Source organism: Planifilum fimeticola (assembly GCF_003001905.1).
Lineage (GTDB): Bacteria > Bacillota > Bacilli > Thermoactinomycetales > DSM-44946 > Planifilum > Planifilum fimeticola.
This window is the reverse complement of sequence record NZ_PVNE01000011.1, coordinates 39,677-63,969: the sequence shown is the minus strand read 5'-3', so window position 1 is coordinate 63,969 and position 24,293 is coordinate 39,677. Positions and strand designations below refer to the sequence as shown.

General features: G+C 60.0%; 21 protein-coding genes and 1 pseudogene. 11 read left to right on the top strand and 11 right to left on the bottom strand.

Going from position 1 to position 24,293, the window contains the following annotated elements; translation table 11 throughout:
* Nucleotides 1-169: 169 nt before the first annotated feature.
* The 5 genes from CLV97_RS08490 to CLV97_RS08470 all read right to left on the bottom strand — a co-directional run bounded on the left by CLV97_RS08490 (nt 170) and on the right by CLV97_RS08470 (nt 6,040).
* The gene (locus tag CLV97_RS08490) at nt 170-2,335 is read right to left on the bottom strand and encodes a transglutaminase TgpA family protein (RefSeq protein ID WP_170070419.1); all 2,166 of its coding nucleotides are present in this window, start codon (nt 2,333-2,335) and stop codon (nt 170-172) included.
* The gene (locus CLV97_RS08485) at nt 2,316-3,524 is read right to left on the bottom strand and encodes a DUF58 domain-containing protein (RefSeq protein WP_106345096.1); all 1,209 of its coding nucleotides are present in this window, start codon (nt 3,522-3,524) and stop codon (nt 2,316-2,318) included. The genes CLV97_RS08490 and CLV97_RS08485 overlap by 20 nt, the downstream gene beginning before the upstream one ends.
* The gene (locus CLV97_RS08480; protein WP_106345095.1) at nt 3,521-4,510 is read right to left on the bottom strand and encodes an AAA family ATPase; all 990 of its coding nucleotides are present in this window, start codon (nt 4,508-4,510) and stop codon (nt 3,521-3,523) included. The genes CLV97_RS08485 and CLV97_RS08480 overlap by 4 nt, the downstream gene beginning before the upstream one ends.
* 419 nt (nt 4,511-4,929) lie before the next feature.
* Nucleotides 4,930-5,544 carry a class I SAM-dependent methyltransferase gene (locus CLV97_RS08475; protein ID WP_106345094.1) on the bottom strand — a complete coding sequence of 205 codons (615 nt, stop codon included), beginning with the start codon at nt 5,542-5,544 and terminating at the stop codon, nt 4,930-4,932.
* A 28-nt stretch (nt 5,545-5,572) separates the two neighbouring features.
* Nucleotides 5,573-6,040 carry a MarR family winged helix-turn-helix transcriptional regulator gene (locus CLV97_RS08470; protein ID WP_106345093.1) on the bottom strand — a complete coding sequence of 156 codons (468 nt, stop codon included), beginning with the start codon at nt 6,038-6,040 and terminating at the stop codon, nt 5,573-5,575.
* 421 nt (nt 6,041-6,461) lie between these two features.
* Here CLV97_RS08470 and CLV97_RS08465 point away from each other — a divergent pair, with 421 nt between their 5' ends.
* Entirely contained in the window at nt 6,462-7,091 is a 630-nt protein-coding gene (locus CLV97_RS08465; RefSeq protein ID WP_106345092.1) for a hypothetical protein, read from the top strand.
* Nucleotides 7,092-7,321: 230 nt separating this feature from the next.
* Here the strand turns inward: CLV97_RS08465 and copZ are convergent, their stop codons facing one another.
* From copZ to CLV97_RS18095, 4 genes are all read right to left on the bottom strand, one after another.
* Nucleotides 7,322-7,528, bottom strand: a complete 207-nt coding sequence (gene copZ, locus CLV97_RS08460; RefSeq protein WP_106345091.1) for a copper chaperone CopZ — start codon at nt 7,526-7,528, stop codon at nt 7,322-7,324.
* Between the two features lie 202 nt (nt 7,529-7,730).
* The gene (locus CLV97_RS08455) at nt 7,731-10,088 is read right to left on the bottom strand and encodes a heavy metal translocating P-type ATPase (RefSeq protein WP_106345138.1); all 2,358 of its coding nucleotides are present in this window, start codon (nt 10,086-10,088) and stop codon (nt 7,731-7,733) included.
* A 33-nt stretch (nt 10,089-10,121) separates the two neighbouring features.
* Nucleotides 10,122-10,385 (bottom strand): metal-sensitive transcriptional regulator, encoded by a 264-nt coding sequence (locus tag CLV97_RS08450; protein WP_106345090.1) that lies wholly within the window; start codon nt 10,383-10,385, stop codon nt 10,122-10,124.
* 941 nt (nt 10,386-11,326) lie between these two features.
* Nucleotides 11,327-11,482, bottom strand: a complete 156-nt coding sequence (locus CLV97_RS18095; RefSeq protein ID WP_170070418.1) for a hypothetical protein — start codon at nt 11,480-11,482, stop codon at nt 11,327-11,329.
* Between the two features lie 316 nt (nt 11,483-11,798).
* Between CLV97_RS18095 and CLV97_RS08445 the strand changes: the two genes are divergently transcribed.
* On the top strand, nt 11,799-12,329 hold the full coding sequence (locus tag CLV97_RS08445) for a class I SAM-dependent methyltransferase (protein ID WP_170070417.1): 531 nt from the start codon (nt 11,799-11,801) through the stop codon (nt 12,327-12,329).
* 199 nt (nt 12,330-12,528) lie between these two features.
* Entirely contained in the window at nt 12,529-14,700 is a 2,172-nt protein-coding gene (locus CLV97_RS08440; protein WP_106345088.1) for a S8 family serine peptidase, read from the top strand.
* 76 nt (nt 14,701-14,776) lie between these two features.
* Here CLV97_RS08440 and mnmA read toward each other — a convergent pair whose 3' ends face one another.
* On the bottom strand, nt 14,777-15,916 hold the full coding sequence (gene mnmA, locus CLV97_RS08435) for a tRNA 2-thiouridine(34) synthase MnmA (RefSeq protein WP_106345087.1): 1,140 nt from the start codon (nt 15,914-15,916) through the stop codon (nt 14,777-14,779).
* A 215-nt stretch (nt 15,917-16,131) separates the two neighbouring features.
* Between mnmA and CLV97_RS08430 the strand changes: the two genes are divergently transcribed.
* From CLV97_RS08430 to CLV97_RS18935, 8 genes and pseudogenes are all read left to right on the top strand, one after another.
* Complete coding sequence (locus tag CLV97_RS08430) at nt 16,132-17,484, top strand: TrkH family potassium uptake protein (RefSeq protein ID WP_106345086.1); 1,353 nt, start codon at nt 16,132-16,134, stop codon at nt 17,482-17,484.
* A 15-nt stretch (nt 17,485-17,499) separates the two neighbouring features.
* Nucleotides 17,500-17,874 carry a gamma-glutamylcyclotransferase family protein gene (locus CLV97_RS08425; RefSeq protein WP_106345085.1) on the top strand — a complete coding sequence of 125 codons (375 nt, stop codon included), beginning with the start codon at nt 17,500-17,502 and terminating at the stop codon, nt 17,872-17,874.
* A 125-nt stretch (nt 17,875-17,999) separates the two neighbouring features.
* Entirely contained in the window at nt 18,000-18,914 is a 915-nt protein-coding gene (locus CLV97_RS08420) for a tetratricopeptide repeat protein (protein WP_146130447.1), read from the top strand.
* 80 nt (nt 18,915-18,994) lie between these two features.
* Nucleotides 18,995-19,324 carry a hypothetical protein gene (locus CLV97_RS08415; protein ID WP_106345083.1) on the top strand — a complete coding sequence of 110 codons (330 nt, stop codon included), beginning with the start codon at nt 18,995-18,997 and terminating at the stop codon, nt 19,322-19,324.
* A 76-nt stretch (nt 19,325-19,400) separates the two neighbouring features.
* Nucleotides 19,401-20,474 (top strand): PQQ-dependent sugar dehydrogenase, encoded by a 1,074-nt coding sequence (locus tag CLV97_RS08410; RefSeq protein ID WP_245891438.1) that lies wholly within the window; start codon nt 19,401-19,403, stop codon nt 20,472-20,474.
* A 160-nt stretch (nt 20,475-20,634) separates the two neighbouring features.
* Complete coding sequence (locus CLV97_RS08405) at nt 20,635-21,003, top strand: ArsR/SmtB family transcription factor (protein ID WP_106345137.1); 369 nt, start codon at nt 20,635-20,637, stop codon at nt 21,001-21,003.
* Between the two features lie 5 nt (nt 21,004-21,008).
* Nucleotides 21,009-23,114: a heavy metal translocating P-type ATPase gene (locus tag CLV97_RS08400; RefSeq protein ID WP_106345081.1), complete on the top strand. Its 2,106-nt coding sequence runs from the start codon at nt 21,009-21,011 to the stop codon at nt 23,112-23,114.
* A 37-nt stretch (nt 23,115-23,151) separates the two neighbouring features.
* Nucleotides 23,152-23,439, top strand: a pseudogene (locus CLV97_RS18935) (methyltransferase domain-containing protein); the annotation flags it as partial.
* 257 nt (nt 23,440-23,696) lie between these two features.
* Here CLV97_RS18935 and clpP read toward each other — a convergent pair.
* Nucleotides 23,697-24,278: an ATP-dependent Clp endopeptidase proteolytic subunit ClpP gene (gene clpP, locus CLV97_RS08390; protein ID WP_106345136.1), complete on the bottom strand. Its 582-nt coding sequence runs from the start codon at nt 24,276-24,278 to the stop codon at nt 23,697-23,699.
* Between the last annotated feature and the right edge of the window lie 15 nt (nt 24,279-24,293).

Genomic DNA, 24,293 nt, shown 5'->3' with positions numbered 1-24,293 from the left:
AGGGAGGATTTCAGCCTGATTGACAAGGTATCAGGAGTGAGCGGTTTTTCGCCTCGGCTCCATGCGGCAGGGTCGCCGAGGCGAAAAATCGGCTCCCGACTCCCGGGCTTTGAGGTTTTTGCGGTGTCGAAAGGGACGATGCCCCCGGATTCGGAGCGGACCATCGACTTCAGGGACGGGTCTGCTTCAAAAGGGCCCTCCACAGATCTCTAGCCCGATCCCACAGGGAGGTCTCCTTCTCCATCCTGCCGTAACGGACTCGCTCAAACAGACGGGTGATTTCCCGCATCTCGGAGGTGGGGGCGGAGAAAATCCATTCTCCCCCGGAGATGTACTCCCTCGCTGTTTGGTGGGGTTTTCTCGGTCCCCTTTTCCAGGCGAGCAGGCGCAGGAGATGGCGGAAGGACTGAATCAGCATGGAACGGTTTCCCTTCTCGATCCGAGGGTACCGGTGGAGCCACCACCAAAACAGACGGCGGCGGAAGGTCCAAACCGCCCATCCCGTCAGAAGAAGGAGGCCGGACGTCCACCATGCCCAATGGTTTCCGGCATCGGAGGTTTGCGCATCCTTTTCTTCGGAAGGGGTGGAAGCGGAGGGGTCTCTCGCTTCCGGATTGCGCCGACCGCCCGGGGAGGGAAGGGGCGCCGAGGAGGCGTCCTCCCCGGAATCTTCCTGGGTTTCCTCCCGAACAACGGGGGTTGGGTTGGTGAATCCGGGAGTCGGTTCAAAGGGGATCCACCCGACATCATTGAAGTACACTTCCACCCAGGAGTGGGCATCGGCGTTGCGCACCGTCACATGGTACCGGTCGTCCAATTCCGCTTCGCCGGGGGCAAACCCCTTCACCCACCGCGCCGGAACATCGGCGGCACGGAGCAGGACGACCATGGCGGAGGAGAAATGGTTGCAATATCCCTGTTTCGTATCGAACAGGAACTGATCGACGAAGTCTTCGTTTTCCTTCGGCACCGGAACATCCCGGGTTTCATAGCGGAAGCCGCCGCCGGTCTGGAGAAACTGTTCCACCGCCCGGGCCTTGTCATAGGGATTGTCGGCGTCGGCGGTGATCTTCCGCGCCAATTTTTTCACCCGATCCGGCAGATTGTCGGGCAGTTGCTGATACGTCCGGCGGATCTCTTCCGGATACTCTTCATCGCTTTGCCGCAGTTTTTCCTCATCGATCCGCGGGATCTCCGCCGTCACGCTGTAGCGGCCGGGAGGGTCGTAAGGGAAGAAGAAGCCCCGGTGGTCCCACTCCGCGATGAGCGGCTGCCCCGGATCCGCCCGGCGCAGCCCGCCCGGCGCGAAGAGGACGTGGTATCGGGACTGGTTCCAGGTGATCGTCGCCCGGTTGTCCTCGGTCTCCAAATTTCGGAACAATAAAATGGGATCGGGGGCTTGGACGGTTGGATCGGGATATAAATGGATGGGCACCGGCATCCCTTTCGTTTCCTTTTCCCACCCGTGGCCGGTATAAATGTCCAGGGCCTCCCCCCGCCAGTAATAGGGCCGGTCCGCCGTCGCCCGGAAGGCGATTCGGCGATCCTGGATGAAGGGGCCTCCCAGACGGCTGTCATCGGTGGAATAGCCGATGAACCGGTGATTGGTCTTGTTTCCCGCCCGCTCATCCAGGCTGGTGACCCAGGAAAGCGGATCGGGCCAACTGGCGTCCGCCTTGGGCGCCAGCCATCCGATTCCTACCGCCAGGGCGATCAGAGACCAGGTGGCGGCGTACCACCCTCGAACGGAGGATGGGGTTCGGTCATCCCTGTGAAGTCGGTTCAACCGGAACCAGGCCAGGCAAAAGAGACCGTACAACATGCTTCGGATGACGGCCCCCTTTCCGTCAAAGAGGGTGAAGGAATCCAGGATGGAGAGATAGGCGACGGTCAGCAGAAGGGGGAACAGCATTCGCCTTTTCCACACCATCTGACGGACGAGAAAGGCGGCGGCCGCCCACAGGAGGAGGAAAAAGGCGACGGTGCGGCCGGGAGGTCCGGTGAAGTAGGACCAAAAGGGCGGTTCCTCATGCCACCGCATCGCTTCATCCAGGAGGATGGCCCGCCATTCTCCAGGCTGGGGCAGGGGGCTGAAATAGAACCCGATCAAGAGAACGAGGATGGCCGTCATTTTGACGGGGATGCTGATCTTCTTGGAAACCCGGAACGTATCCAGGGATAAAAAGAGCAGAAAGGCGACGGCAAACCAACCGATTTTTCGCGTGTCGGTCACCTGAGGGAGGGGCCAAAGCCATTCCCAACCCAACAGCGCGGCGAAGACCAGGGCTCCCAGCCGCTTTTCCCAATCCCATTCTTCAAGCGGTGGGGATACCATCGGAAATCCCTCCCCGGAGAGCTTCATCGAAGTTGTCGTCGGTGATCCGCGTCGTTTGGACGCCGAGGGATGCAAGGGTTCCCAGCCATCGGCCGTCGGTTTTGGGGCGATCTTCCGGATCTGCGATCCAAAACAGCTCCACCTTTATTTTCCGGTAAGCCAATTGGATGACGGCCTGAACCAGGGGATCGTCCAACAGCGGTGTCACGATCACCAGGGTCGCTCCCGCGGGCAGGTATACGGCTTCCCGCAGCACCGTCTGGCTGAGGGGCTCCTTTCCGTCCGGTTCCACCGTGGCCAGATGCTCGAAAAGGCGAAGCATATGATCCTGGGAGCGGCCCAGGGGAAGCACGGCGTGCTTTTTGCCGCAGGAAACCAGCCCGGCGCTGAAGCGGCGGTCGATGGCGTAGGCGATCAAGGAGGCGATCAAACTGACGGCCCGTTCAAAGAGCTCCCGCTTGTCGCCGTAGGACCATTCGCGCCGGTCCAACACAAACAAAAAATCGTTGGTCGTCCGGTGTTCAAATTCCTTCACCTTCAACCCCTGCCCCCGCGCCGTCGCTTTCCAGTGGATCCGGTTCAGACGGTCGCCGGGGACATAGTCCCTTACCCCCACCACGGAGGTGACATTTTCACTGATCCGGTTCAGGGAAAAACTGTGGCCCGCGTTCCGGTCGTTCGTCGTCAGCCACAGGCGGATCGGCCTCACTCGGGGATAGACCAGCACCTCTTCCCGTCCGCCTGCGGTCATCTGTTTTTTGACAAAGCCGAAGAGATCCCCCGATGTCACCCGGATGCCTTCAAAGACATGCCTTCCCCGGGGCATCCGGGGAATGGAGTATGTGACTTCACCGGCTTTTTGCAATCCGAAGATCAGATTGCCTTGCCCGGGGTGCTTCACGTCGCTCTCTTCCCGGAAATACAGCCAGGAAAGGGGGAAGTGGGATCGAATCCGGTACCGGATCATCACCCGGAGGTCTTCCCCCGCCGTGAGCCGCTTCGAGGAGAGCTCCCTTGTCACATCCACGTTTCGAAGGGCACCCAGGGCGACGGCGCCGGCGTACAGGGTGAGGGAGAGGGTGACGTAAAAGAGGAACCAGGGGACAAATCCACCCTGAAACTTGCCGAAGGCGAAGGTGGCGGCCAGCAGAACCAGGAGGAGGTGGAGTCCCCGCAGGTCCCTCTTCATCGGGGTTTCCTTCCTTCCTCCGGCAAGACCGGGACGGGGATCTTGTACAGGATGTCCCGGAGCACCCGGTCGATTGTGAGTCCGCTCAAGCGGGCCTCCGAGGTCAACATCATCCGGTGGCTCAAGGTGGAGGGGACCAGCTCCTTCACGTCGTCCGGAATCACGTAGGAGCGACCGCGGATAAAGGCCAGCGCCTGGGCGGTGCGGAAGAGGGCGATGGACCCCCGGGGGCTTGCGCCCAGGTAGATGCCGGGAGCCGAGCGGGTGGCTGCCACGATATCCACGATATAGCGGACGATGTCGGGGTCGACATATACCTGACGAACCGCCTTCTGGAGCGAAAGGAGCGTTTCCCGGGACATCACCGTTTCGATCGTTTCGATGGGGTGCCGGTCTTTGATGCGTTCCAGCATCTCCGCTTCCTGGGACGGGTCCGGATAACCCAGGTGCAACTGGAGCAGGAAGCGGTCCAGCTGGGCCTCCGGCAGGGGAAAGGTACCTTCGTACTCGATCGGGTTTTGCGTCGCCATCACGAAGAAGGGGGGCTCGATGGGAATCGTCGTCCCGTCCACGGTGATGTTTCCCTCTTCCAGGGCTTCGAGCAGAGCGGCTTGGGTTTTGGGGGAAGTGCGGTTGATTTCGTCCGCCAGCACCACATGGGACATGATCGGCCCCGGCCGAAATTCGAATTCCATCGTCTTCTGGTTGTAAACGGAGACGCCGGTCACGTCGGAGGGAAGAAGATCCGGCGTGAACTGAATTCTCCGGAAATTGAGGTCCAGAGATTTGGCGATCGCCTTTACGAGCATGGTTTTGCCCACGCCGGGCACGTCCTCCAGGAGCACGTGACCCCCGCAGAGCAGGGCCACCAGGCTCAGCTGGATCGTTTTTCTTTTTCCGACAATGACCCGTTCCACGTTTTCGATCACTTGCATGATTTGACGCTGTTCCCGGTCCCACTCGGTCACGAGATCGGTTTGGCTCATAGAATCCGGTCCTTTCTCAAACTGTTTCGACTTGTTTTTTAACACAAATGGAAGAAATGAGGACACACCTTTTTATTCATTCGCGATGGAGGGGATCTTCTCCTTTTATCCGGCCGGCACCGTTCGGGAACAATCGACAAGGTGTTTTCACTCACCCGGGGTTGAGCTGCGATCCAGTTTGTGAGCGGAGGACCGGCCGGCCCGGACACCGGTGTGTATGGGTGAAAGGAGACCCCAGCTTTGGGCCGACCGAGGGAAGTCCATGTTCAGCCGCCTTGTTTGGGCGCCGGTGGGATTGTTCCTTACCTTCGTTGACCAGAGCGCGACCGATTGTTCCATCCCGTTGTTGCCGGGGTGGTGGCCCGTTCACCGAAGCGGCAAAAAAAGGAAGCCCCCCGCCGGGGGCTTTTCGCTTGAGGTCATCGCGATTTCGCCCTTTCGGCGATGAGACAGACCGCCGGTGCCGCACGGAACGGTTTGGTTTCCCGCCGGATCCGAACAAAACCGGCCTGTTTCATTTCATCGGTCAGCTGTTCGCAAGTTGCGTCCAGATCGGGGGCATCCTTTCCCAGCGGTTGAAAGGCGACGGCCATCAAGCCCCCGGGTTCCAGCCAACCGTGCAGTTTTTGGAACACGCGGATCCGGTCGGTCCAAAAGGGCGCGGAGTTGACGGAGAAGATCCGGGTGAAGGAATGGTCGAAGCCGGGCCAATCTTCGATGTTTCCGGTGAAAAGGCGCACCTTCTTCTCCCGTATGGCCCGGCGGTTGCGCCGTTCCGCCTGTTTTCGCATCGCTTCGGAAGGATCGATGCCCACCACGATTCCTTCCCGGACCTTCTGGCTTGCGAGGAGGATCCCCACTCCGGGACCGTAGCCGATTTCCAGAATCCGATCGTCCGGCCGGATCTTGAGCAGGGACAAGGTCCACTCGTTGCGGCCGCCGGTGGTGGCCGCCATCAGCTGACCGGCGGCGTGGCCCAAAAAGCTGTCTTCCGGTCTCTGAAACTGCCGAAAAAATCGGTCGATCAACCCCAAAAAAGCTCCCTCCTCGATTCCTGGCTTCCTACATCCTCGGGCCGGATCGGGCGGTCCGGCATTCCTTTTCGTACTCCTTCACGTTTTCGACTATCCGCTCCAGTTCTCCGGCGAGCGTTTGTCTCTCCCGATCGGAAAACCCGGAAAGCAGCCGGTCCTCCAACCGGCGGACGGCCGGATGGATCCTGTACCGGAGAAACTTCTTTCCCTGATCGGTTAGATAGATCAGCTTGGCCCGGGCATCCCGCGAATCGATTTCCCGCCGGATCAGCCCTTTCTCCTCCAGGGGTTTGAGCATGGCGGTTAGCGAGGGCGAAGTGATTTCCAGATGTTCCGCCAATTCCTTCTGGGTCCGGCCCGTATTCCGGGAGAGACAGCGGAGGATGAAAAACTGGGCGACCGTCAGCCCCAGGGGTTCTAGTTCGGTTTGCAGGGCCTTGACGGAGGAGCGGGCAATCCGGTGGATCAAAGCGCCGATGCTGTCTTGCTGGGGCAAAAGAACCCTCCTCTAATTAGTTAGTCTAACTAATTAAATGGTAAAGGCGGAAACGGAGCTTGTCAACGGTTGAAAGGAAGGGGGACGATATAGATTTTCCCTGAGGCAGGGCTCCGGGCGGCCATCGGAACAAGATGGGCGTCGGTCGCATCGACCGATCGGGTAACTTATCAACGGCCGAATCGCATGAATCCCCCATCGGATTCAGGATGGCGGCGGGACGTAACCCCGTAAATAGACGCACACCGTCGGGTCAAAAACCGGGGAGCAGCGGAAAAAGGAGGCCGCCTTGCTGCCTTCCGTTCGGGCATCGGGGGAAGCCAATCCGGGCCACATAAACCCGGAAGAAGCATTCATATAGTGGAACAATCCCGGGGTTTTCCGCGGTGTTTCGGTAAGCCTTCGTCCCGGAGGAGGACTTGTGGACCATTTTCTTTTTTTCTCTTTGTGGGCATTTTACGGCTTGTTGATCGGATGGGTGTTGCTGCTGCTGTTTCAATCGGGCTCGCAGATCGGGGATATGGCCGGCATGACGGCGGCCATGTCCGTGGGGATGACAGCGGGGTTGGTCACGGGGCTGTTGTTGCCGATGGTGTTTCATCTCCCTTTTTTCGTGTCCACAGCGGCCGGCATGGGGATCGGGGGAGGTGTCGGCTGGATCGCCGGCTGGCGGGGAGGACCGGCAGGCATCCTGCAGGGGTGGCTCGCCGGACTGATGGGAGGGATGATGGGGGCGATGCTGGGTGTGATGGTTCCGCCTGCATATCACTCCTCCCTTTTTCGACTGATGAACGTGTTGTTTGCCGGCGTTCTGCTTCTCGTCTTTCAGTTGATCCGGGGGTGCGCGGAAAAAGATCGGCGGGGAAGTCCCATTGTCTTTTTCCTGGTCGTCGGTCTTTTTTTGGCGATCAGCCATTTCTTTCCCGTGGGGGTTGATCGTCCCGAGGGTCTGCACGGTCAGAATTCCGTGTTCAAATTCTCGTTGGTTGACCGGTTGATACCATACAGGGGTATAGTAATAGAGGCAAAGTTTTCTTGGATAAAAGATTGACCAGGGAGGGATGCCTCCCTGGTCCTTTCTTTGATGGATAATGGACTTCACCCTGCGGGATCGCGGCCGCGCCACGCCGGTCTGGTCTGATGGAGCATGGCGCGATGGAGACGGCCCGCGTCCGTCGACAGGTTTATGCGGGTTGGTTTTCAGGGGATGCTTGTTCGCTGGCATTTCCTTCTGTTCTTCTAAACGCGGATTCATTTCCGGCGCTGCATGCCGTCCAGTCTTCAAACCACGTCGTATCCCTGTTCCTCCACGGCTTCCTTCATTTGATCCACGCTCACCGTTTCCTCCTCATAGGTGACGGTGGCCGTCTTCGCTCCCAGATCCACCACGGCGCTTTTCACGCCGGGCAGTTTTTTCAGCGCTCCTTCCACCGTGCTTTTGCAATGGCCGCAGGACATACCTTCCACTTTGAGGGTTACCGTTGCCATTTCGATCATCCTCCCGTTGTTTTTTTCTTGGACGGAAAATTCGGCGCAATCGCTCTCGCCAAGTTCGGTTGTCGAGTGGCCGGAGGGGGTTGTGCCGCTCCGTTTCGTTGCAATGGCAAAGGCACTCGCGGCACAACCCCCTCAGCCATGTGCAGACGAATCGGAAGAGCCAGTTGTGATCCTTGTTCCGTCTAAGTTTTTTTCAGATTTTGGCGCGCTTCAGTCGCAGAGAATTGCTGACCACCGACACGGAACTGAAGGCCATGGCGGCGGCGGCCAGCCAAGGCGCCAAATAACCGGCCGCGGCGACGGGGATGCCGACGGCGTTGTAGAAGAAGGCCCAGAAGAGGTTTTGCTTGATGTTGCGCATGGTCAGGCGGCTCAGGCGGATCGCCGCGGGGATGGCCCGCAGGTCTCCGCGCATCAGGGTGACATCGGCGGTTTCGATGGCCACGTCCGTGCCGGTGCCGATGGCCATTCCGATGTCGGCGACGGCCAGGGCGGGGGCATCGTTGATTCCGTCCCCCACCATCGCCACCCTTCGTCCTTCCGCCTGGAGGCGCTTCACTTCCTCCGCCTTGTCTCCGGGCATCACCTCCGCCCGGATGTGCTCGATGCCCGCTTGGCGGGCGATCGCCCGGGCCGTCCGTTCGTTGTCTCCGGTCAGCATCCAGACCTGAAGGCCCATCTGCTTCAGCTCGCGGATCGCTTCCGCCGAGGTGGGTTTGACGGTGTCGGCGACGGCGATCCACCCCGCCGGCTTGCCGTCCGCGGCGACCAGCATCACCGTCTTGCCCTGCTCCTCGAAGGTTTCCATCACCGCCTCGGCGGGGGCGGTGTCCACGCCGTTTTCCTCCATCCACTTCCGGGTTCCGATGAGCACCTTCCGTCCGTCCACGGACGCCTCGATCCCCTTGCCGGGAACCGCCTGAAAACCTTCGGCGGCCGACGGTTCGATGCCCCGCGCCCGGGCGCCCCGGACGATCGCCTGGGCCAGGGGATGCTCCGACGGTTTTTCCGCCGATGCGGCCAGGCGCAAAAGCTCCTCTTCCGTCCGATCCCCGAAGGGGCGGACGTCGGTCACTTCCGGTTCACCCTTGGTGATCGTTCCGGTTTTGTCCAGGACGACGGTGTCGATCCGGTGCGCATTTTCCACGTACTGACCGCCCTTGAACAGGATCCCGCCCTCAGCCCCCTTGCCGGTTCCCACCATGATCGAAGTGGGGGTGGCAAGCCCCAGGGCACAGGGGCAGGCGATGACCAGGACGGCGGTCAGGTTGAGGATCGCCCGTTCGATGTTGCCCGGGTCCAGGGCAAGATACCACAGGAGGAAGGTTCCGATCGCGATCAGCACCACCACCGGAACAAACACTCCGGAGATGCGGTCGGCCAACCGCTGGATCGGCGCCTTGGCTCCCTGCGCTTCCTCCACGACGCGGATGATCTGGGCCAGGGCCGTCTCCTTGCCCACCTTGGTCGCCCGGAAGGTGAGGGTGCCGTGTTTGTTGATCGTCGCTCCGATCACCTCGTCCCCGGGCTGTTTGTCCACGGGGATGCTTTCCCCCGTCAGCATCGATTCATCGACGGCGGAGCGGCCTTCCACCACCACTCCGTCGACGGGGATCTTTTCCCCGGGGCGGACGCGGATCAGGTCGCCCTTCTCCACCTCCTCCACCGGGATCTCCCTTTCGCGCCCGTTCCGGATCACCACGGCCGTCTTGGCGCGCAGCCCCATCAGCTTTTGAATCGCCTCGGACGTCCTCCCCTTGGCGACGGCTTCCAGGAGCTTGCCCAGCAGGATCAGGGTGATGATGATCGCCGAGGTTTCGAAGTAAAAGGCGTCTCCGCCGGTCAGGAGGAGGTACAGGCTGTAAAAGTAGGCGGCGGAGGTGCCCAGGGCCACCAGGACGTCCATATTGGCCGATCCGTTTTTCAGGTTCTTGTAGGCGCCGCGGTAGAAGGGCCACCCCGCGTAAAACTGGACCGGCGTCGCCAGCAGCCACTGGACGTAGCCGTTCATCAGGAGATCGGGGACCAGGACGGAGAGGGGGCCCCCCATGTGAAGCATGCTCCAGAGAAGGGGCGCCGACAGGAAGGCGGCGATGAGAAAGCGCCGCTTCTGGACGCGGATTTCCGCCTCCCGAAGGTTTGCCCGGTCTTTCCGGGGGGAGGCGTCATAGCCGAGATCCTTCACCTTTTTCACGATTTCCGCCACGTCCAAGGCCGCCGGGTAGTATTCCACCGTACCCCGCTCCGTCGCCAGGTTGACGTCGGCGCGGATCACCCCCTCCAGCCGGGCCAGGCCCTTTTCGATGCGGCGGGCGCAGGCGGCGCAGGTCATGCCGCGGATGTCCAGTTCCGCCTTTTCCGTCACCACGTCGTATCCCAGGTCGCGGATCTTGTCGGCCACCTCGACCGGCGACAACCGATCGTCGTCGTAGACCACCGACGCCCTCTCCCGCGCCAGATTGACCTGGGCATCCACCATGCCCGCCATCCGTCGGAGCCCCTTTTCAATCCGGCTCGCGCAGGCGGCGCAGGTCATCCCCTTGATCTCCATCGTCAATCGCTTGTCGGCCACCTCATGTCCCCCCTATTTGACGAAGGAACGCAAGACCTCCATCATCTCGTTGATCGCCTGTTCGCCGTCCCCTGAGCGGATCGCATTGCTGACACAGCGCTTGGTGTGACCCTCCAGGATCGCCAGGCCGATGTTGTGGGTCGCCGACTTGATCGCGGCCAGCTGAACGAGAATGTCCATGCAGTACCGGTCTTCTTCGATCATCTTTTGAACGCCCCGCACCTGACCTTCGATCTTCTTGAGGCGCCGCAGCAAATCGCTTTTGTTTACCTGCATCGTTCATCTCTCCAGGAACGGTTCTTGATTATAAAACTTCCAAACGAGAGGATTCATTATCCCCAAATACCATACCCCTGTACCGTATCATCAACATAACATAAAAAGGGTGGGAAAGCAACAGGTGGGTGAGCCCCGTTCTGTCTGACGGCTTGGTGATCCTCGGCCTTTTGGGACCTTATGAGGCATCTTCCCGTGCAGTCCCCCGCCATTGGGACAACAGAAATGCACCGCATGGGATCCATATCTTCAAGGGCGCAAAGGCGAGTACGTCCGGCGGAGGGTTACCGTCTGCCGATACCCATCCCTCATCAAAAGCAATTTATCCGTATGTGCGGGTTTGCAAGTGGGTGAGGGGCGCGTAATCGCCTTGGGATGGGGATTTCGGGAATTTCGTCAGCCGCTTTCCGGGGGCGGATGAGGAGCGAGCCTGCCGACGGCAATATGCCCGCGGTGATGGATACCAATTCCCGCGCATTAGGGTAGAAACATGGCGTGGCTGTCCACCCCGAGCGTCAAGAGGGAGAGGACGAAGTGCCGCGGGGCGAAAGCAAGTATTGTGCCATCTGATGAGGAGAAAGACACATTCTCCAGCCACCAGGCCGGGATACTGAGGGTGGCTCCCGTGACAAATTGGGCATGCATGGAAGGTGGAACGGTGAGACACCGATTGGCCGAAGACGATTTGCACACTTTGGCCGAAACCACTCCTGCAATATAGTCCTTGACCCGCTTTTAAAACCGGCCAATCCCCTCTCCACACAACATCAACTTGTAAAATTGCTGATGTTGGGCGGCATGCTCGAACAGGTGAATCAAATAGGGCGGGGGGATGCTCCGCCGAGAATGCGCAGGGCGGCATATGCTCCTCTTCAGCCACCAGGGTGTCAAATATCTGTCGAATCCCTTGCTCAAGCAGGTCGTATTTATCCTGATAATGTTTATAAAACGTGGTGCGAGGACATGGCCCGCTCACAGATGCCTTTGACGGTAATCTCCTCAAAGGATCGTTCGGAAAGCTCCGCCATAAACGCTTCCCACAGCAGCTTGCGGGTGCGACGAACCCGTAAATCTTCTTGGTCAAAGGATTTTTTCATCGACACTCTCCCACTTTCAGTCGCTTATCCTACAGGGCCGCCGCTTTTGCTTCTTGACCGGTGACGTTTGCTCTAGCATACTCAAAATAAGAACAGAAGCAAAGTTCAAAATAGTAACATAAAAAGAAGAGGAGCGGTGTAGACGATTGCGTCGGGAATGACGACGGGATGAAAGGAGCAAGATCGATGCATTCCCATCACCACCACAGCGAATCGGGCGAGGATTCGGCCAAAGAGACGCAAGGGCTGGTCCTCAACAACGGGTGGCTCTACGACTTGAGGGTCTGGTTTCGACACCTTCATTTTCCGTGGCAAGGTGCGGGAGATTCGGCAAAGAACCATCGACCTGGCCCACGTTCAACCCGGAGATAAGGTGCTGGATGTGGGCTGCGGTACTGGAACGCTGGCGATTGAAGTCCAACAGCGCGTCGGCGAGACGGGCCGTGCCTACGGCATCGATCCGGGTACACAGCAGATCGCCCGTGCCCGCTCTAAAGCGGCTCGGCACAACTTGCCCGCCGTTTTTCAGATCGGGGTGATCGAGCACCTCGATTTCCCCGATCAGACGTTCGATGTTGTGCTCACTGCCTTTATGATGCATCATTTGCCTGATAACCTGAAGCGACTGGGGCTTTCTGAAGTCGCCCGTGTGCTCAAACCGGGGGGACGCCTGGTAATTGCCGATTTCAAACGCCCGGAGCGCGAAAATTCTCCTGGGCGCGCCATGGAGATCGGCTTTCAAGATCTGCCTGCCCTCGTAAAGGAGTCCGGTTTCTCACAGGTTGAAACGGAGGAGATGCGTCTCCCACGAACAGAAATCGGTTTTATCCGAGCACTCAAAAGCTGATGGGAATATGCGGTCAAATCGAGGCGATGCCTGCCCCCGTACTGGCTCGGATCCAAGATCCGGCTGATAGCGTGTCCTTCTTCCGATCCAACCTGGGAAATGATTCGCTTTATTTTTTCAAGGAGGAATTTTGTATCTTCGTGTCGTATCAAGGATTTCGTAAGGAACAAGAATTTCCAATGTTCGGGGAGGGGGATGGATGCGTCGACAGCTCCGGTTGTTGGTCGTCCTTTGTTTGTCGGTATTTATTGTATTTTCAGGGATGGTGTCACCTGCGCTCGCCCGGGTGAATCCGGCGGATGCCCCGGAAAAGGGGGACAGCGGCGGAGAGGACTACTATTATGTACAGCTGGAATCTCCCCCCGTGGCCTCCTATGAGGGGGGAATCAAGGGCTTGGAAGCGACCCAGCCCGAGGAAGGGGAAAAGCTGAACGTTCAGTCAGCGGCCACCCGTTCCTATGCGGAACATCTGGCGGAGGAGCGTCAGGATTACAAGGAGTGGATGAAGAAAAACGCTCCGAAGGCCAAGGTGGTGACGGAGTACCAGCTGACGCTGAACGGCCTGGCCGTCAAGGCGGACAAGGCGACGGCCAAGAAGCTGGCCGAGGGGCCCGGCGTTAAAAAAGTGGTGAAGAGCATCTCCTACCGGCCGGCGATGAACACCAGCCACGGCATCATCAACGACGCCCCCGCGTGGAAGGCGGGTTACAACGGTTCCGGGGTCAAGGTGGCGGTGATCGACACCGGAATCGATCCCAAGCATCCCTTCCTGACGGATCCGTCGCTGCCGGTTCCGGAAGGTTACCCGGAGGGGGACGAGCGGTTCACCAGCAATAAGGTGATCGTCGCACGGGTGTATTCTCCGGATGTGAAGGGAACGCCCGATGATCCCACCCCCGAGGATCTGAACGGTCACGGAACCCACGTGGCGGGGACCATCGCCGGCGTATCGGGATATGCCGATCCCCAGGGCCGTGCGAAGAGCCCCTTGAGCGGCGTGGCTCCCAAAGCGTATCTCGGGAACTACAACGTCTTCCCCTGCGAGGACTGCTCCGCGGAAAGCATCTACATCGCCCAGGCCGTGGAGGATGCCGTCCGGGACGGGATGGATGTGGCCAACATGAGCCTGGGCGGCACGGCGGAACCCGGCTTCGACCTGTTGGCGGAAGTGGTGAATGCGGCCAGTGACGCCGGAATGACGATGGTGATCGCCGCCGGCAACGAAGGTCCCGGACCTCAGACGGTGGCTTCTCCCGGTACGGCGGATGAGGCCATCACGGTGGCGGCCGTTTCCAACGGGCATTTCTTCGGTTTCCCGATCACCGTCAACCTGGACGGCGAGGAAAAGGTTCTGCCTGCGGGAACTTCCGATCCGGGCGGTCAGGTCACATCGCGGGTGGAGGCTCCTTTGGCCGTGGTGCCGGACGATGACGGAAAGGCCTGCAGCGGCATCGCCGGCGATCTTACCGGGAAGATTGCCGTGATCCATCGGGGAGACTGCACCTTTACCGAAAAGGCTCTGGCCGCTCAGCAAAGGGGAGCCGTCGGGATGATCCTCATCAACAACAGCCCCGGAGATCCGACGGCGATGCTGGTGGAAGAGATCGTCACCATCCCCGTGGTGATGGTGTCGATGGAGGACGGACAGGCGATCCTGGAGGCGCAGAACGCCTCGGCGGTGTTTGAACCCCGGGATATGGAGGAGTTTGAGACGGACAACGACCGGCTCATCGCCGATTTCTCCTCCCGGGGGCCGACGGTGAACATGACCCTGAAGCCCGACGTGGCGGCGGTGGGTGTCAACGTATACTCCAGCGTGCCGGGCGGAGATCTCGCCTCCTTCAACGGGACGTCCATGGCGACTCCCCACGTGACCGGCGCGGCGGCGCTGCTGAAGCAGGCGCATCCCGACTGGACGCCGCGGGAGATCAAGGCCGCGCTGATGGGTACCGCCAAGGATCCCGCCAGCGATCCGCTGCCCCTGGAAGTGGGTGCCGGGATTATCGACGTGGGAGCCGCTCTGAAGCCGGTGGCCATGGCGGAACCCGCCAGCCTCAGCTTCAAGGAGGTCCCTCTGAATTCCGCGAAGGGTAAAGGCAAGGGGAAAGGAAAGGACGCGGAGGTCGCCCTCCAGGTGACTCTGAAAAACACGACCGGTTCCAACCAGGTTTACCGGATTGCGGCCGACGACAGCAAGAACGTGCAGGTGAGCAAGAAGACCTTGCCGGTCCAACGCGGAAAAACCGCTCAATTCACCGTCACCCCGCTGACGAAGGGGAAAAATGCGGGTCAGGACGTCCAGGGTTATATCGTGATCCAGGCCAAAGATGGAAAATCGATCCGGATTCCGTATTATTTCCGCGTGCAGTAAGCCCTTGACCGGTCCGTATGCCACATTAAAAAAGGCGACAGCCGTTCCTGCGGCGTCGCCTTTTTTCTTGGAAACTTTATTTGCTTTCCTGGAGCAGAGGGGTTGTCTTTGTCGGTGTCGGTGCCTCCCCTTTGAAGGTCTGGTCGATGATCCCGCCGCCCAGGCAGACCTCCCCGTCGTAAAAAACCACCGACTGTCCCGGCGTGACCGCCCACTGGGGCTTGGCAAAGCGGACCAGCCAGCGGCGATCCGCCGACGGGAAGACGGTCACCTCCTGGTCCTTCTGACGGTAGCGGAATTTGGCCGTGCAGGTAAAGGGGGATTCCGGCGGCCGCTTTCCGATCCAATGGACGTCGGTGGCGATCAACCCGTCGGAATAGAGGGCGGGGTGATCGCGCCCCTGTTCCACGTACAGGATGTTCCTTTCCAGATCTTTTCCCACCACGAACCAGGGTTCCCCGGTGCCGGACCCGCCGATGCCCAGGCCGCGCCGCTGCCCCAGGGTGTAGTACATCAGCCCGTCATGGCGCCCCTTGTACTCGCCGGAGAGGGTCCGCATCTCTCCGGGCTGGGCGGGAAGGTATTGGCTCAGGAACTCCTTGAAATTGCGTTCCCCGATGAAGCAGATGCCCGTGCTGTCCTTTTTCTTGGCCGTCGGAAGACCCGCCTTTTCGGCGATTTCCCGCACTTCCCGCTTGCGCAGGTGCCCGATGGGAAAGATCGCCTTGGACAGTTGCTCCTGATTCAGGGCGTAGAGGAAATAGCTCTGATCCTTGTCGGGATCGGCGCCGCGAAGCAGTCGGTATTCCCCGCCCTCCTCCGCCAGGCGGGCGTAGTGTCCGGTGGCGATGCGGTCGGCCCCCAACTGGAGAGCCTTGTTCAGGAATTCGCCGAATTTGATCTCCCGGTTGCAGAGGATGTCCGGATTGGGCGTCCGCCCTCGCCGGTATTCCTCAAGGAAGTGGGAAAAGACGCGTTCGGAGTACTCCTTTTCGAAGTTGACCGAGTAGTAGGGAATGCCGAGGTGGGATGCGACCCTCCGGACGTCCTCGAAATCCTCGGCGGCGGTGCAGTGGCCGGTCTCATCGGAGTCATCCCAGTTTTTCATGAAAAGGCCGATCACTTCATATCCCTGTTCCTTGAGGAGCAGGGCGGCAACGGAGGAGTCCACGCCGCCGGACATCCCGACGACCACCCGTTCCTTTTTGCGGCTCATAATGGCGAATCCTCCCGTTTAAAGCCCACGAAGGCCGATTTCTTGTAATTTCCGCTCAATCCATAGTATAATCACACATATCCCGAATCACTTGAAATTTAATGTAAAATCAGCGGGCGTCGCGCCCTGAGACGGGGAAATTCCTTCGTTCTTCTTGATCGGTTTACCAAATCAGTATATCACAGGAACCCGGAAATGAGAAAGGAACTGGACTGATGGATTCGGCAAAAACCCGGAGTTACAATCCGTCGCAGATCCTGGTGTTCGGTTCGGCCCTCACCATCCTGATCGGCGCCCTCCTGTTGATGACGCCCTACGCCACGGAAAGCGGCGAGCCCCTTCCTCCGGTCGACGCCCTGTTCACCGCCACTTCCGCCGTCTGCGTCACGGGGCTGGTGGTGAGGGATACCGCCACCACCTTCAGCACCTTCGGCGAACTGGTGATCCTGGTCTTGATCCAGATCGGCGGGTTGGGATTGATGACCTTCACCACCCTGATCGCCGTCCTGCTGGGCAAAAGGATCAGCGTGAAGGAACGGCTCATCCTGCGGGAGGCGATGGACCAGCTGAACCTGGAGGGGATCGTCCGGCTGGTCTTGTATGTGCTCATCATCACGGCGGTGATCGAAGGAATCGGAAGCTTCCTCCTCGCTCTGCGGTGGGTTCCGGAATGGGGGTGGGGAAAGGGAATCTATTACAGCGTTTTTCATGCGGTATCCGCCTTCAACAACGCGGGATTCGACCTGTTCGGGGATGAGCGGAAGTTCGGCAGCCTGACCCTGTATGCGGCGGACCCGGTGGTCAATCTCGTCGTCCTTTCCCTGGTGCTTCTCGGAAGCCTCGGGTTTGTCGTGCTCCTCGAATTGATGCAATACCGCCGCTCCCGGCGGCTCAGCCTTCATTCCAAACTGGTGCTGACGGTGACGGGACTGTTGGTTCTGATCGGAACGGCGCTGTTTCTGCTGATCGAATGGGAGAACCCGGACACCTTGGGCCCTTTTCCTGCTCCCGTCAAGGTGCTGGCCGGGCTGTTTCTGGCGGCGGCCTCGAGAACGTCGGGATTTCTCACGCTGGATGCGTCTTCCCTGCATCCCCCGACGCAATTTTTGATGATTCTGCTCATGTTTGTCGGAGGGGCGCCCAATTCGACGGCGGGGGGGATCAAGGTCACCACCTTCGCCGTCATTCTGCTGGCGGTGTGGGGCATGATCCGGGGACGGGACGATGTGGTGGTTTTCCGCCGGAGGATTCCCCACCGGCAGGTGTACAAGGCGCTGACGGTCACCGTGATGTCGCTGACGCTGGTGGTGGTCGTGACGGTTTTGCTTTTGGTTTCGGGATACCATCATGCCCATTTTCTGGGGCTTTTGTACGAGGCTTCTTCCGCCTTTGCCATCAACGGATCTTCCCTCGGCCTGACAAGCCGTCTGACGACCTTGGAAAAAACTTTGTTGATTTTGACCATGTTCGCGGGGCGGTTGGGTCCGGTCACCCTGGTTTATGCGATCAGCCGTCGCACGACGAAACCGCCCTTCCGCTATCCGGAGGAACAGCCGCTGATCGGCTGACGGGGAGGGAAAGCGGTGAATTTGTTTGTTTACGGGAGTTTGCGCGCCGGTCGAAAGTATCATCACTTTCTCGAAGGTGCGCCGCTCGTGGCGGAGCAGGCGTGGACCCGGGGCCTGCTCTATGATACGGGATGGGGTTACCCGGCCATGATTCCGGGAAGGGGGATCGTCCATGGAGAAATTTATCGCGTTGACCGGGAGCGGCTGAAGCGCATCGATCATTTGGAAGATTTTCACGGGCCGGGAGATCCGAGGAACACGTACGAGCGCGTTGTCCGGACCGTATGGACTCCCGTCGGCACCGTCTCCTGTTTCCTATATCTATACGTCGACAGCAACCGGCTGCGGGTGCGGGGAAGGAGAATACGGAGCGGGGTCTGGAGTGAGTGAATTATTTAGAAATCCGCTAAATTTTTTTCCTGACCCTATATCTCCGCTTTTGTTATAATGGAATTGAATAAGTGCTCATTCATATAGGAGGGAAATTCCATCCAGATTGATTGGGGGATGGGGGCGTGAAAAGGAAGGTTCCTTTGTTTGACAGTCTCGGGCGTCCCATCTGGTTTGACCGGGAAGAGTTTCGGGATCACGTGATTCCGGAAAACCTGAAAGCCGAATGGGACAACCCTCAGGAGCTTTACGATTTTGTGGTTCAAATTTTTCGGGATGGATTCATCGAAGAGGCGGAAAGGGGGGCGGACCGTCTGCTGGAACTGTATCAGCGCGACGAGGGGACTCTCGTGTTGAAGGCGGCGGTTCTCCTTCGCAAGGGGGATGACGTGGGAGCGGAAAAGCTGTTGCTGGAATGCATCGGCAAATACCCTGACCGGGGAGTCGCTCACACGTTCCTCGCCCGGGTGTACTCCCGCCGCGGCGACCGGGAGGGAGCCCTTTCCGCGCTGATGCAGGGACTGCGGCTGGAGCCCAATCAAGAGATGGCCCTGCGCTGGCTGGTGGAGCTTCATCAGGAAAAAAAGGAGGATCCTGTGGCCGCCCTGAAACCCTTTGCGGAAATAGCGGGGGCCTTTTGGCCGCAATTGGAGCTGGGACGGCTCCATTTGGAGGCGGACCGAATTTCGGAGGCCATCCGGTGGTTTGAAGCGGCGGTGGAAGTTACCCGCGGCTTGCGCCGGGAACAGGAACCGCCGAGTTATGACGAAGAAGTGGCGGTGATGACGTCCACCGCCAAACTGCTCCAGCGGGGACTGCGCGACGAAGTGATCGAGTTCTGCCGGAAATTTTGGCTGCCCACCTTCGCCACCCCCTTCGCCGGACTGGATTATGTGCAAGCGCTGGAAGAGGCGGGCCGGGTGCAGGAGGGAATCGGCGTGTTGAAGGAGATGCTTCCTTATCTCCTGCCGGAATACCGTTCCTTCGTCGATAAACGGCTGCATCATCTCGAAAGCAAATCCCTGGTCCGGGGACGCTGACTGCCTGGATTCCTCCGTTTGCCAATCGCGGCCTTTTCCCTTATCATCGTCTTAGAAAACGTGTATTCGGAGGAAAAGACATGGCAGATTCAACCTACGAATGGCGTTTCGATCCCCGGCTCAACATCCGCCGCCTGATCCTCCGCGTCGATCCCGATCGATTGACTCCCGGGGAAAGGGCGGAATTGGCCGTTCGCTATCAGGAGATGGCGGCCCAGATTCCGGCGCAGGTCAAGGCCTTTGAAAAGCGGTACATGGCCTGTTACGAGGAGCTGAAACAGGCGGAGGACGATGAGTCCTTCTACGCCTTGATCGACGAGATGAACGACTTGTCCAGCCGGATCAGCGATTTGAACATTCTCTACCTGGAAATCGAGGGACGGTACTTGGCTGGAAAAGTTCACGGTTGACCCTTGGTCCGTCTGTCTGGAAAGCGATTACAAACCGGGGCGGTGCATGGGAATGTTTGTGCATTGGAACAGGAGGGTGCTGATAACTCTCTTGTTTTCTTTTTTGGCGGCGTGTTCCTCTCCCGAGGACAAGGGGGCGCAGCCGGACCCGAGGGAGGAAAGGGGGGAAGGCGGGGCGCCTTCCGCAGAAATCGTGGTCGACGGATTGTCGGCCCCCTGGGAGGTCGAATTTGCGGGCGAGGACATCTACATCGCCGAGAGGGAAGGAAAGATCGTCAAGGTCCGCGGCGGAAAAAAGGAACGCCAGCCCCTCTCGCTCTCGCGCCCGGTGGTCCAGGAGGGGGAGAGCGGATTTCTGGGATTGGCGCTGGCCCCGGATTTCGAAAAGACCCGGCGGGCCTATGCCTATCACACCTATCGCGAAGGAGACCGCTTGCTCAACCGCGTCATCCTGCTTGAGGAGACCGACCGGGGATGGGTGGAAGTCCGCCCCCTCCTCGAAGGAATTCCCGGGGGCGTCATTCACGACGGCGGCCGCCTTCGGGTGGGGCCGGATGAGCGCCTCTACATCACCACGGGGGATGCGGGGGACGAGGAGAATGCCCAAAATCGGCGCAGCCTTGCGGGGAAAATCCTGCGGCTCAAGCTGGACGGGACTGTTCCCGCCGACAACCCGATTCCCGGTTCGCCGGTCTATTCCTGGGGGCATCGCAATCCCCAGGGGCTGGATTGGTCCGATGAGGGCGAACTGTACGCCTCCGAGCACGGTCCGTCGGGGATGCCCTCGGGGCACGATGAGATCAACCGGATCGAGCCGGGGAAAAATTACGGGTGGCCGGAGATCATCGGGAACGAGACGCGGAAGGGGATGGAGAGCCCCCTGTTCCACTCCGGATCCGATACCTGGGCTCCCTCCGGATTGGCCGTCTCGGGGGAAAAGGTTTATGTGGCATGCCTGCGGGGGGAACAGGTCCGGGTCTTCGATTTGAAGCGGCGGACATCGGAGGCCTTTTTGGAAGACCTGGGTCGGATTCGTGACGTGGCGATCCGGGACGGGTATCTGTATCTTCTGACCAACAACACCGACGGCCGCGGCGATCCGAGGCAGGGGGACGACAAACTGCTCCGGGTGAAGTTGGGAGAGCGTTGAATCCGCCTGCATACCTGAGGATGGCGGGGTGCATCGGTTTCAAGAACATTTCCGGCCTTCCCGTCGGTTACCCTGACATTCTAACACTCATTTGATTATTAGAGTAAAATCGAAGGATGCTCTCTTTATTCAAAGAGAGGCTTCATTGAGGAGCGCGATCATGTCTTCTTCGAAGCGGGACGAGGTGTGCGAAGTTTTTTGTCATGACCCGGAAAAAGTGCGGCGGATCAAAGAGCATCTTCCGGATACGGAGACTTTGGTTTCCGTGTTCAAGGCCCTGGCGGATCCGACGCGCCTGAAAATCGCCTTTGCCTTGATGGAGGAAGGGGAACTGTGCGTCTGCGATTTGGCCCATGTGCTGGAGTCCACCGTTGCCACCGCTTCCCATCACCTTCGCCTGATGAAAAACCTGGGTCTGGCCAAAAGCAGGAAGGAAGGGAAGCTGGTGTTTTATTCCCTGAAGGATGAACACGTCCGTCAAATTCTCGCCATTGCGATGGAGCACCATGCGGAAGACAGGGGGAGGTGACCGGGTTGTCGCAACAGGAGAGGTACATTTACAAGTTGAGCGGACTCACCTGAGCGGATTGCGCTGCTCAGTTTGAGCAGAAGGTGAAAAAAGTTCCCGGGGTGGTGGATGCGCGGGTCAATTTCGGCGCCTCCAAAATCACCATCGTCGGGAAAAGGCTCTCTCCCGCCGAGATCAACCGGCTGGGCGCCTTTGACGACATCCGGGTGGTTCGGGAAGACGAGGAGCGGAATGCCCATTTCTGGCTCGGAAACCGGCAGGTTCGGCTGACCGCCCTTTCTTTGGGATTTTTGCTGCTGGCCCTCCTGTCGCAAGGGCTTGACGCCCCGTCTCCCCTGACGATCGGGCTGTTCCTCCTGGCGACGGTGGTCGGCGGATGGGAGACGGCCCGAAAGGGGTTTCCCGGTCTTCTCAAGCTCCAGTTTGACATGAACGGCCTGATGACCGTCGCCGTCACCGGCGCCGTCGCCATCGGCTACTGGGAGGAAGCGGCGGTTGTCGCCTTTCTGTTCGGCGTCAGCGAATCCCTGCAGGCCTATACCGTTGCCCAAGCGCGCCGTTCGCTGAAATCCCTGACGGAATGGGCCCCCAGGGAAGCTGCGGTCCTTCGCGACGGAAAGGAACGGGTTCTGCCCGTCGAGGAGGTGGCGATCGGGGACATCATGCGGGTGAAACCCGGGGAAAAGCTGGCCATGGACGGGGTGGTGGTGGCGGGTCGATCCACCGTCAACCAGGCCGCGGTCACGGGGGAGTCCGTCCCTGTGACCGTGGAGCCGGACAGCGAAGTCTTTGCCGGTTCGATCAACGGGGAAGGAGCATTGGAGGTCCGGGTCACCAAACGGGCGGAGGACACCACCCTGGCCCGGATCATCGCGCTGGTGGAGGAGGCCCAGGAGCAGCGGGCCCCGACCCAGGCCTTCGTGGATCGGTTTGCCAAGTATTATACGCCGGCGATCATCCTGTTGGCCCTCGGCATGGCGCTGATCCCGCCGCTGGTTTTTCGCGCTCCCTGGTTTTCCTCCATCTATGACGCCTTGGCCCTACTGATCGTCGCCTGTCCCTGCGCCCTGGTGGTCTCCACGCCGGTGGCCGTTGTCTCCGCCATCGGAAATGCGGCCCACCGCGGGGTGCTGATCAAGGGAGGGCTGCACCTGGAAAACCTGGGGTCCCTGAAGGCCATCGCTTTCGACAAAACCGGGACCTTGACCCGGGGAGAGCCCGTTGTCACGGAGATCATCCCCTGCGGAGAGGTGTCCGAACGGGAGGTGTTGGCGATCGCCGCGGCGATGGAGGCCCGCTCCGAACACCCGCTGGCCCGGGCGATCGTGGGGCATGCCCGGGAGAAAAACGCCTTGTTCAAGGAAGCCCGGGATTTCGAAGCCAATCCGGGCCTCGGGGCCCGGGCCGTCGTGGAGGGGAAAGCCTATTGGATCGGCAGCCCGCGCCTGTTCGAAGAGATGGGGACGCCGATGGAAGGAGTCCGACGGGCTTTGGAAGATCTGCAGGAGAGGGGGAGGACTGTCGTCCTGCTGGGCGACTCAAGGGAAGTGATCGCCCTCTTCGCCCTGGCGGATGCCGTTCGGGATTCCGCCAAACGGGCGCTTTCCCAACTGAAGCGAATCGGCGTGGATAAAACGGTGATGTTGACCGGGGACCATGCGGTCACCGCCCGGGCGGTGGCCGAGGCTGTCGGCGTCGACGAATACCGGGCCGAACTCCTGCCGGAGGGCAAAGTGGAAGCGGTCAAAGAATTGAGGAACACATACCGCCGCATCGGGATGGTGGGTGACGGCATCAACGACGCTCCCGCCATGGCCGTGGCCACCACGGGGATCGCCATGGGCGGGGCTGGAACCGATGCCGCCCTGGAGACGGCCGACATCGTGCTGATGGCCGACGATCTCTCCAAATTGCCCTTCACGGTGCGCCTGAGCCGCGCCGCCCTTCGGATCATCAAACAGAACATCGCCTTTTCCCTCATCACCAAATTTGCGGCCGTTTACCTGGTGTTTCCGGGATGGCTGACCCTGTGGCTGGCGATCTTCGCCGACATGGGGGCGACGTTGTTGGTCACGCTGAACAGCCTGCGCTTGATCCGCATTCGCCCCTGATCGAGAGGTAACGTTCTCACATACACGTGATCGGCCGGTGGTCCGGATTGAACCGGGCCCGGCGCCGGTCTCTTTCCATTGCCGGTTTCCGAACCGTAGGACCGGGTTGGATATCCCCTTCGTGCCGGAGGACCTGGATGTGACGGGCGTGGATCCGTCTCCGGCGATGTTGGAGCAGGCGAGGCTTGAAGCGAAAAACCTCCCTTCGATTCGCCTGCTTCGAATGAATGAAGACCTGGCACTTCCGGCAGGGATCTTTGTTGCGGTGTTTCTCCACCTCTTTCTCAGTGTGGTCGAACTCCCCCGCCAGGCCCTCGCCGAAGCGGGCCGGTGCCTCATCCTCGACAAATTTTCACCCGTCCATCGGCGGCCTTCGGGGGTTCGCCGGCTTTTGAACCGTGTGGCGACCCGGCTGGGAACCGATATTGAACAGGCCTGGGAACCGTGGGCGGAGGATCTTCCCGTGGTAAGGAGCGAAAGGGGCGGCTCTGCTCGGGGAGAGTTGCCGGATCATCTTGCCGAAAATGGAGTTAAGGAGAAAAGGCGAAAGCGGCCATGGCGGCCGCTTTCGCCTATTTACCCTCAGTCCCCTTTGATGACCCGGTCGATGATGCCGTATTCTTTGGCTTCCGCCGCGGAGAGGAAGAAGTCCCGGTCGGTGTCCCGCAGGACTTTTTCCAAGGGTTGCCCGGTCCTTTCGGAGATGATCCGGGTGATGCGCTCCCGGTCCTTGAGGATGCGGTCGGCCTGGATCTTGATGTCCGAAGCCTGCCCCTTGGCACCGCCCCAGGGCTGATGGAGCATCACTTCCGCGTTGGGAAGGGCGTACCGTTTCCCGGGGGCTCCGGCGAGCAGCAGAAAGGCGCCCATCGAAGCGGCCAGGCCGAGGCAGATGGTGGAGACGTCCGGCTTGATGTATTGCATGGTGTCGTAGATGGCCATGCCGGCGGTGATGGATCCTCCCGGGGAGTTGATGTAGAGGTGGATGTCCTTTTGACTGTCCTCGGCGGCCAGGAAAAGGAGCTGGGCGACGACGGTGTTGGCCACGGCGTCGTCGATGGCTGAGCCGATGAAGACGATCCGGTCCTTCAACAACCGCGAATAGATGTCGTAGGAGCGTTCGACGCGCCCGGACTGTTCGACGACGATCGGGGTGTGGTTCATGGAAACCATCCTTTC

What these genes read in the sequence shown, in the direction of transcription:
- CLV97_RS08490 (WP_170070419.1), bottom strand. Translation starts at nt 2,335, where the DNA reads ATGGTATCCCCACCGCTTGAAGAATGGGATTGGGAAAAGCGGCTGGGA.
- CLV97_RS08485 (WP_106345096.1), bottom strand. Translation starts at nt 3,524, where the DNA reads ATGAAGAGGGACCTGCGGGGACTCCACCTCCTCCTGGTTCTGCTGGCC.
- CLV97_RS08480 (WP_106345095.1), bottom strand. Translation starts at nt 4,510, where the DNA reads ATGAGCCAAACCGATCTCGTGACCGAGTGGGACCGGGAACAGCGTCAA.
- copZ (WP_106345091.1), bottom strand. Translation starts at nt 7,528, where the DNA reads ATGGCAACGGTAACCCTCAAAGTGGAAGGTATGTCCTGCGGCCATTGC.
- CLV97_RS08455 (WP_106345138.1), bottom strand. Translation starts at nt 10,088, where the DNA reads ATGGAGATCAAGGGGATGACCTGCGCCGCCTGCGCGAGCCGGATTGAA.
- CLV97_RS08450 (WP_106345090.1), bottom strand. Translation starts at nt 10,385, where the DNA reads ATGCAGGTAAACAAAAGCGATTTGCTGCGGCGCCTCAAGAAGATCGAA.
- CLV97_RS18095 (WP_170070418.1), bottom strand. Translation starts at nt 11,482, where the DNA reads ATGAAAAAATCCTTTGACCAAGAAGATTTACGGGTTCGTCGCACCCGC.
- CLV97_RS08440 (WP_106345088.1), top strand. Translation starts at nt 12,529, where the DNA reads ATGCGTCGACAGCTCCGGTTGTTGGTCGTCCTTTGTTTGTCGGTATTT.
- mnmA (WP_106345087.1), bottom strand. Translation starts at nt 15,916, where the DNA reads ATGAGCCGCAAAAAGGAACGGGTGGTCGTCGGGATGTCCGGCGGCGTG.
- CLV97_RS08430 (WP_106345086.1), top strand. Translation starts at nt 16,132, where the DNA reads ATGGATTCGGCAAAAACCCGGAGTTACAATCCGTCGCAGATCCTGGTG.
- CLV97_RS08415 (WP_106345083.1), top strand. Translation starts at nt 18,995, where the DNA reads ATGGCAGATTCAACCTACGAATGGCGTTTCGATCCCCGGCTCAACATC.
- CLV97_RS08405 (WP_106345137.1), top strand. Translation starts at nt 20,635, where the DNA reads ATGTCTTCTTCGAAGCGGGACGAGGTGTGCGAAGTTTTTTGTCATGAC.
- clpP (WP_106345136.1), bottom strand. Translation starts at nt 24,278, where the DNA reads ATGAACCACACCCCGATCGTCGTCGAACAGTCCGGGCGCGTCGAACGC.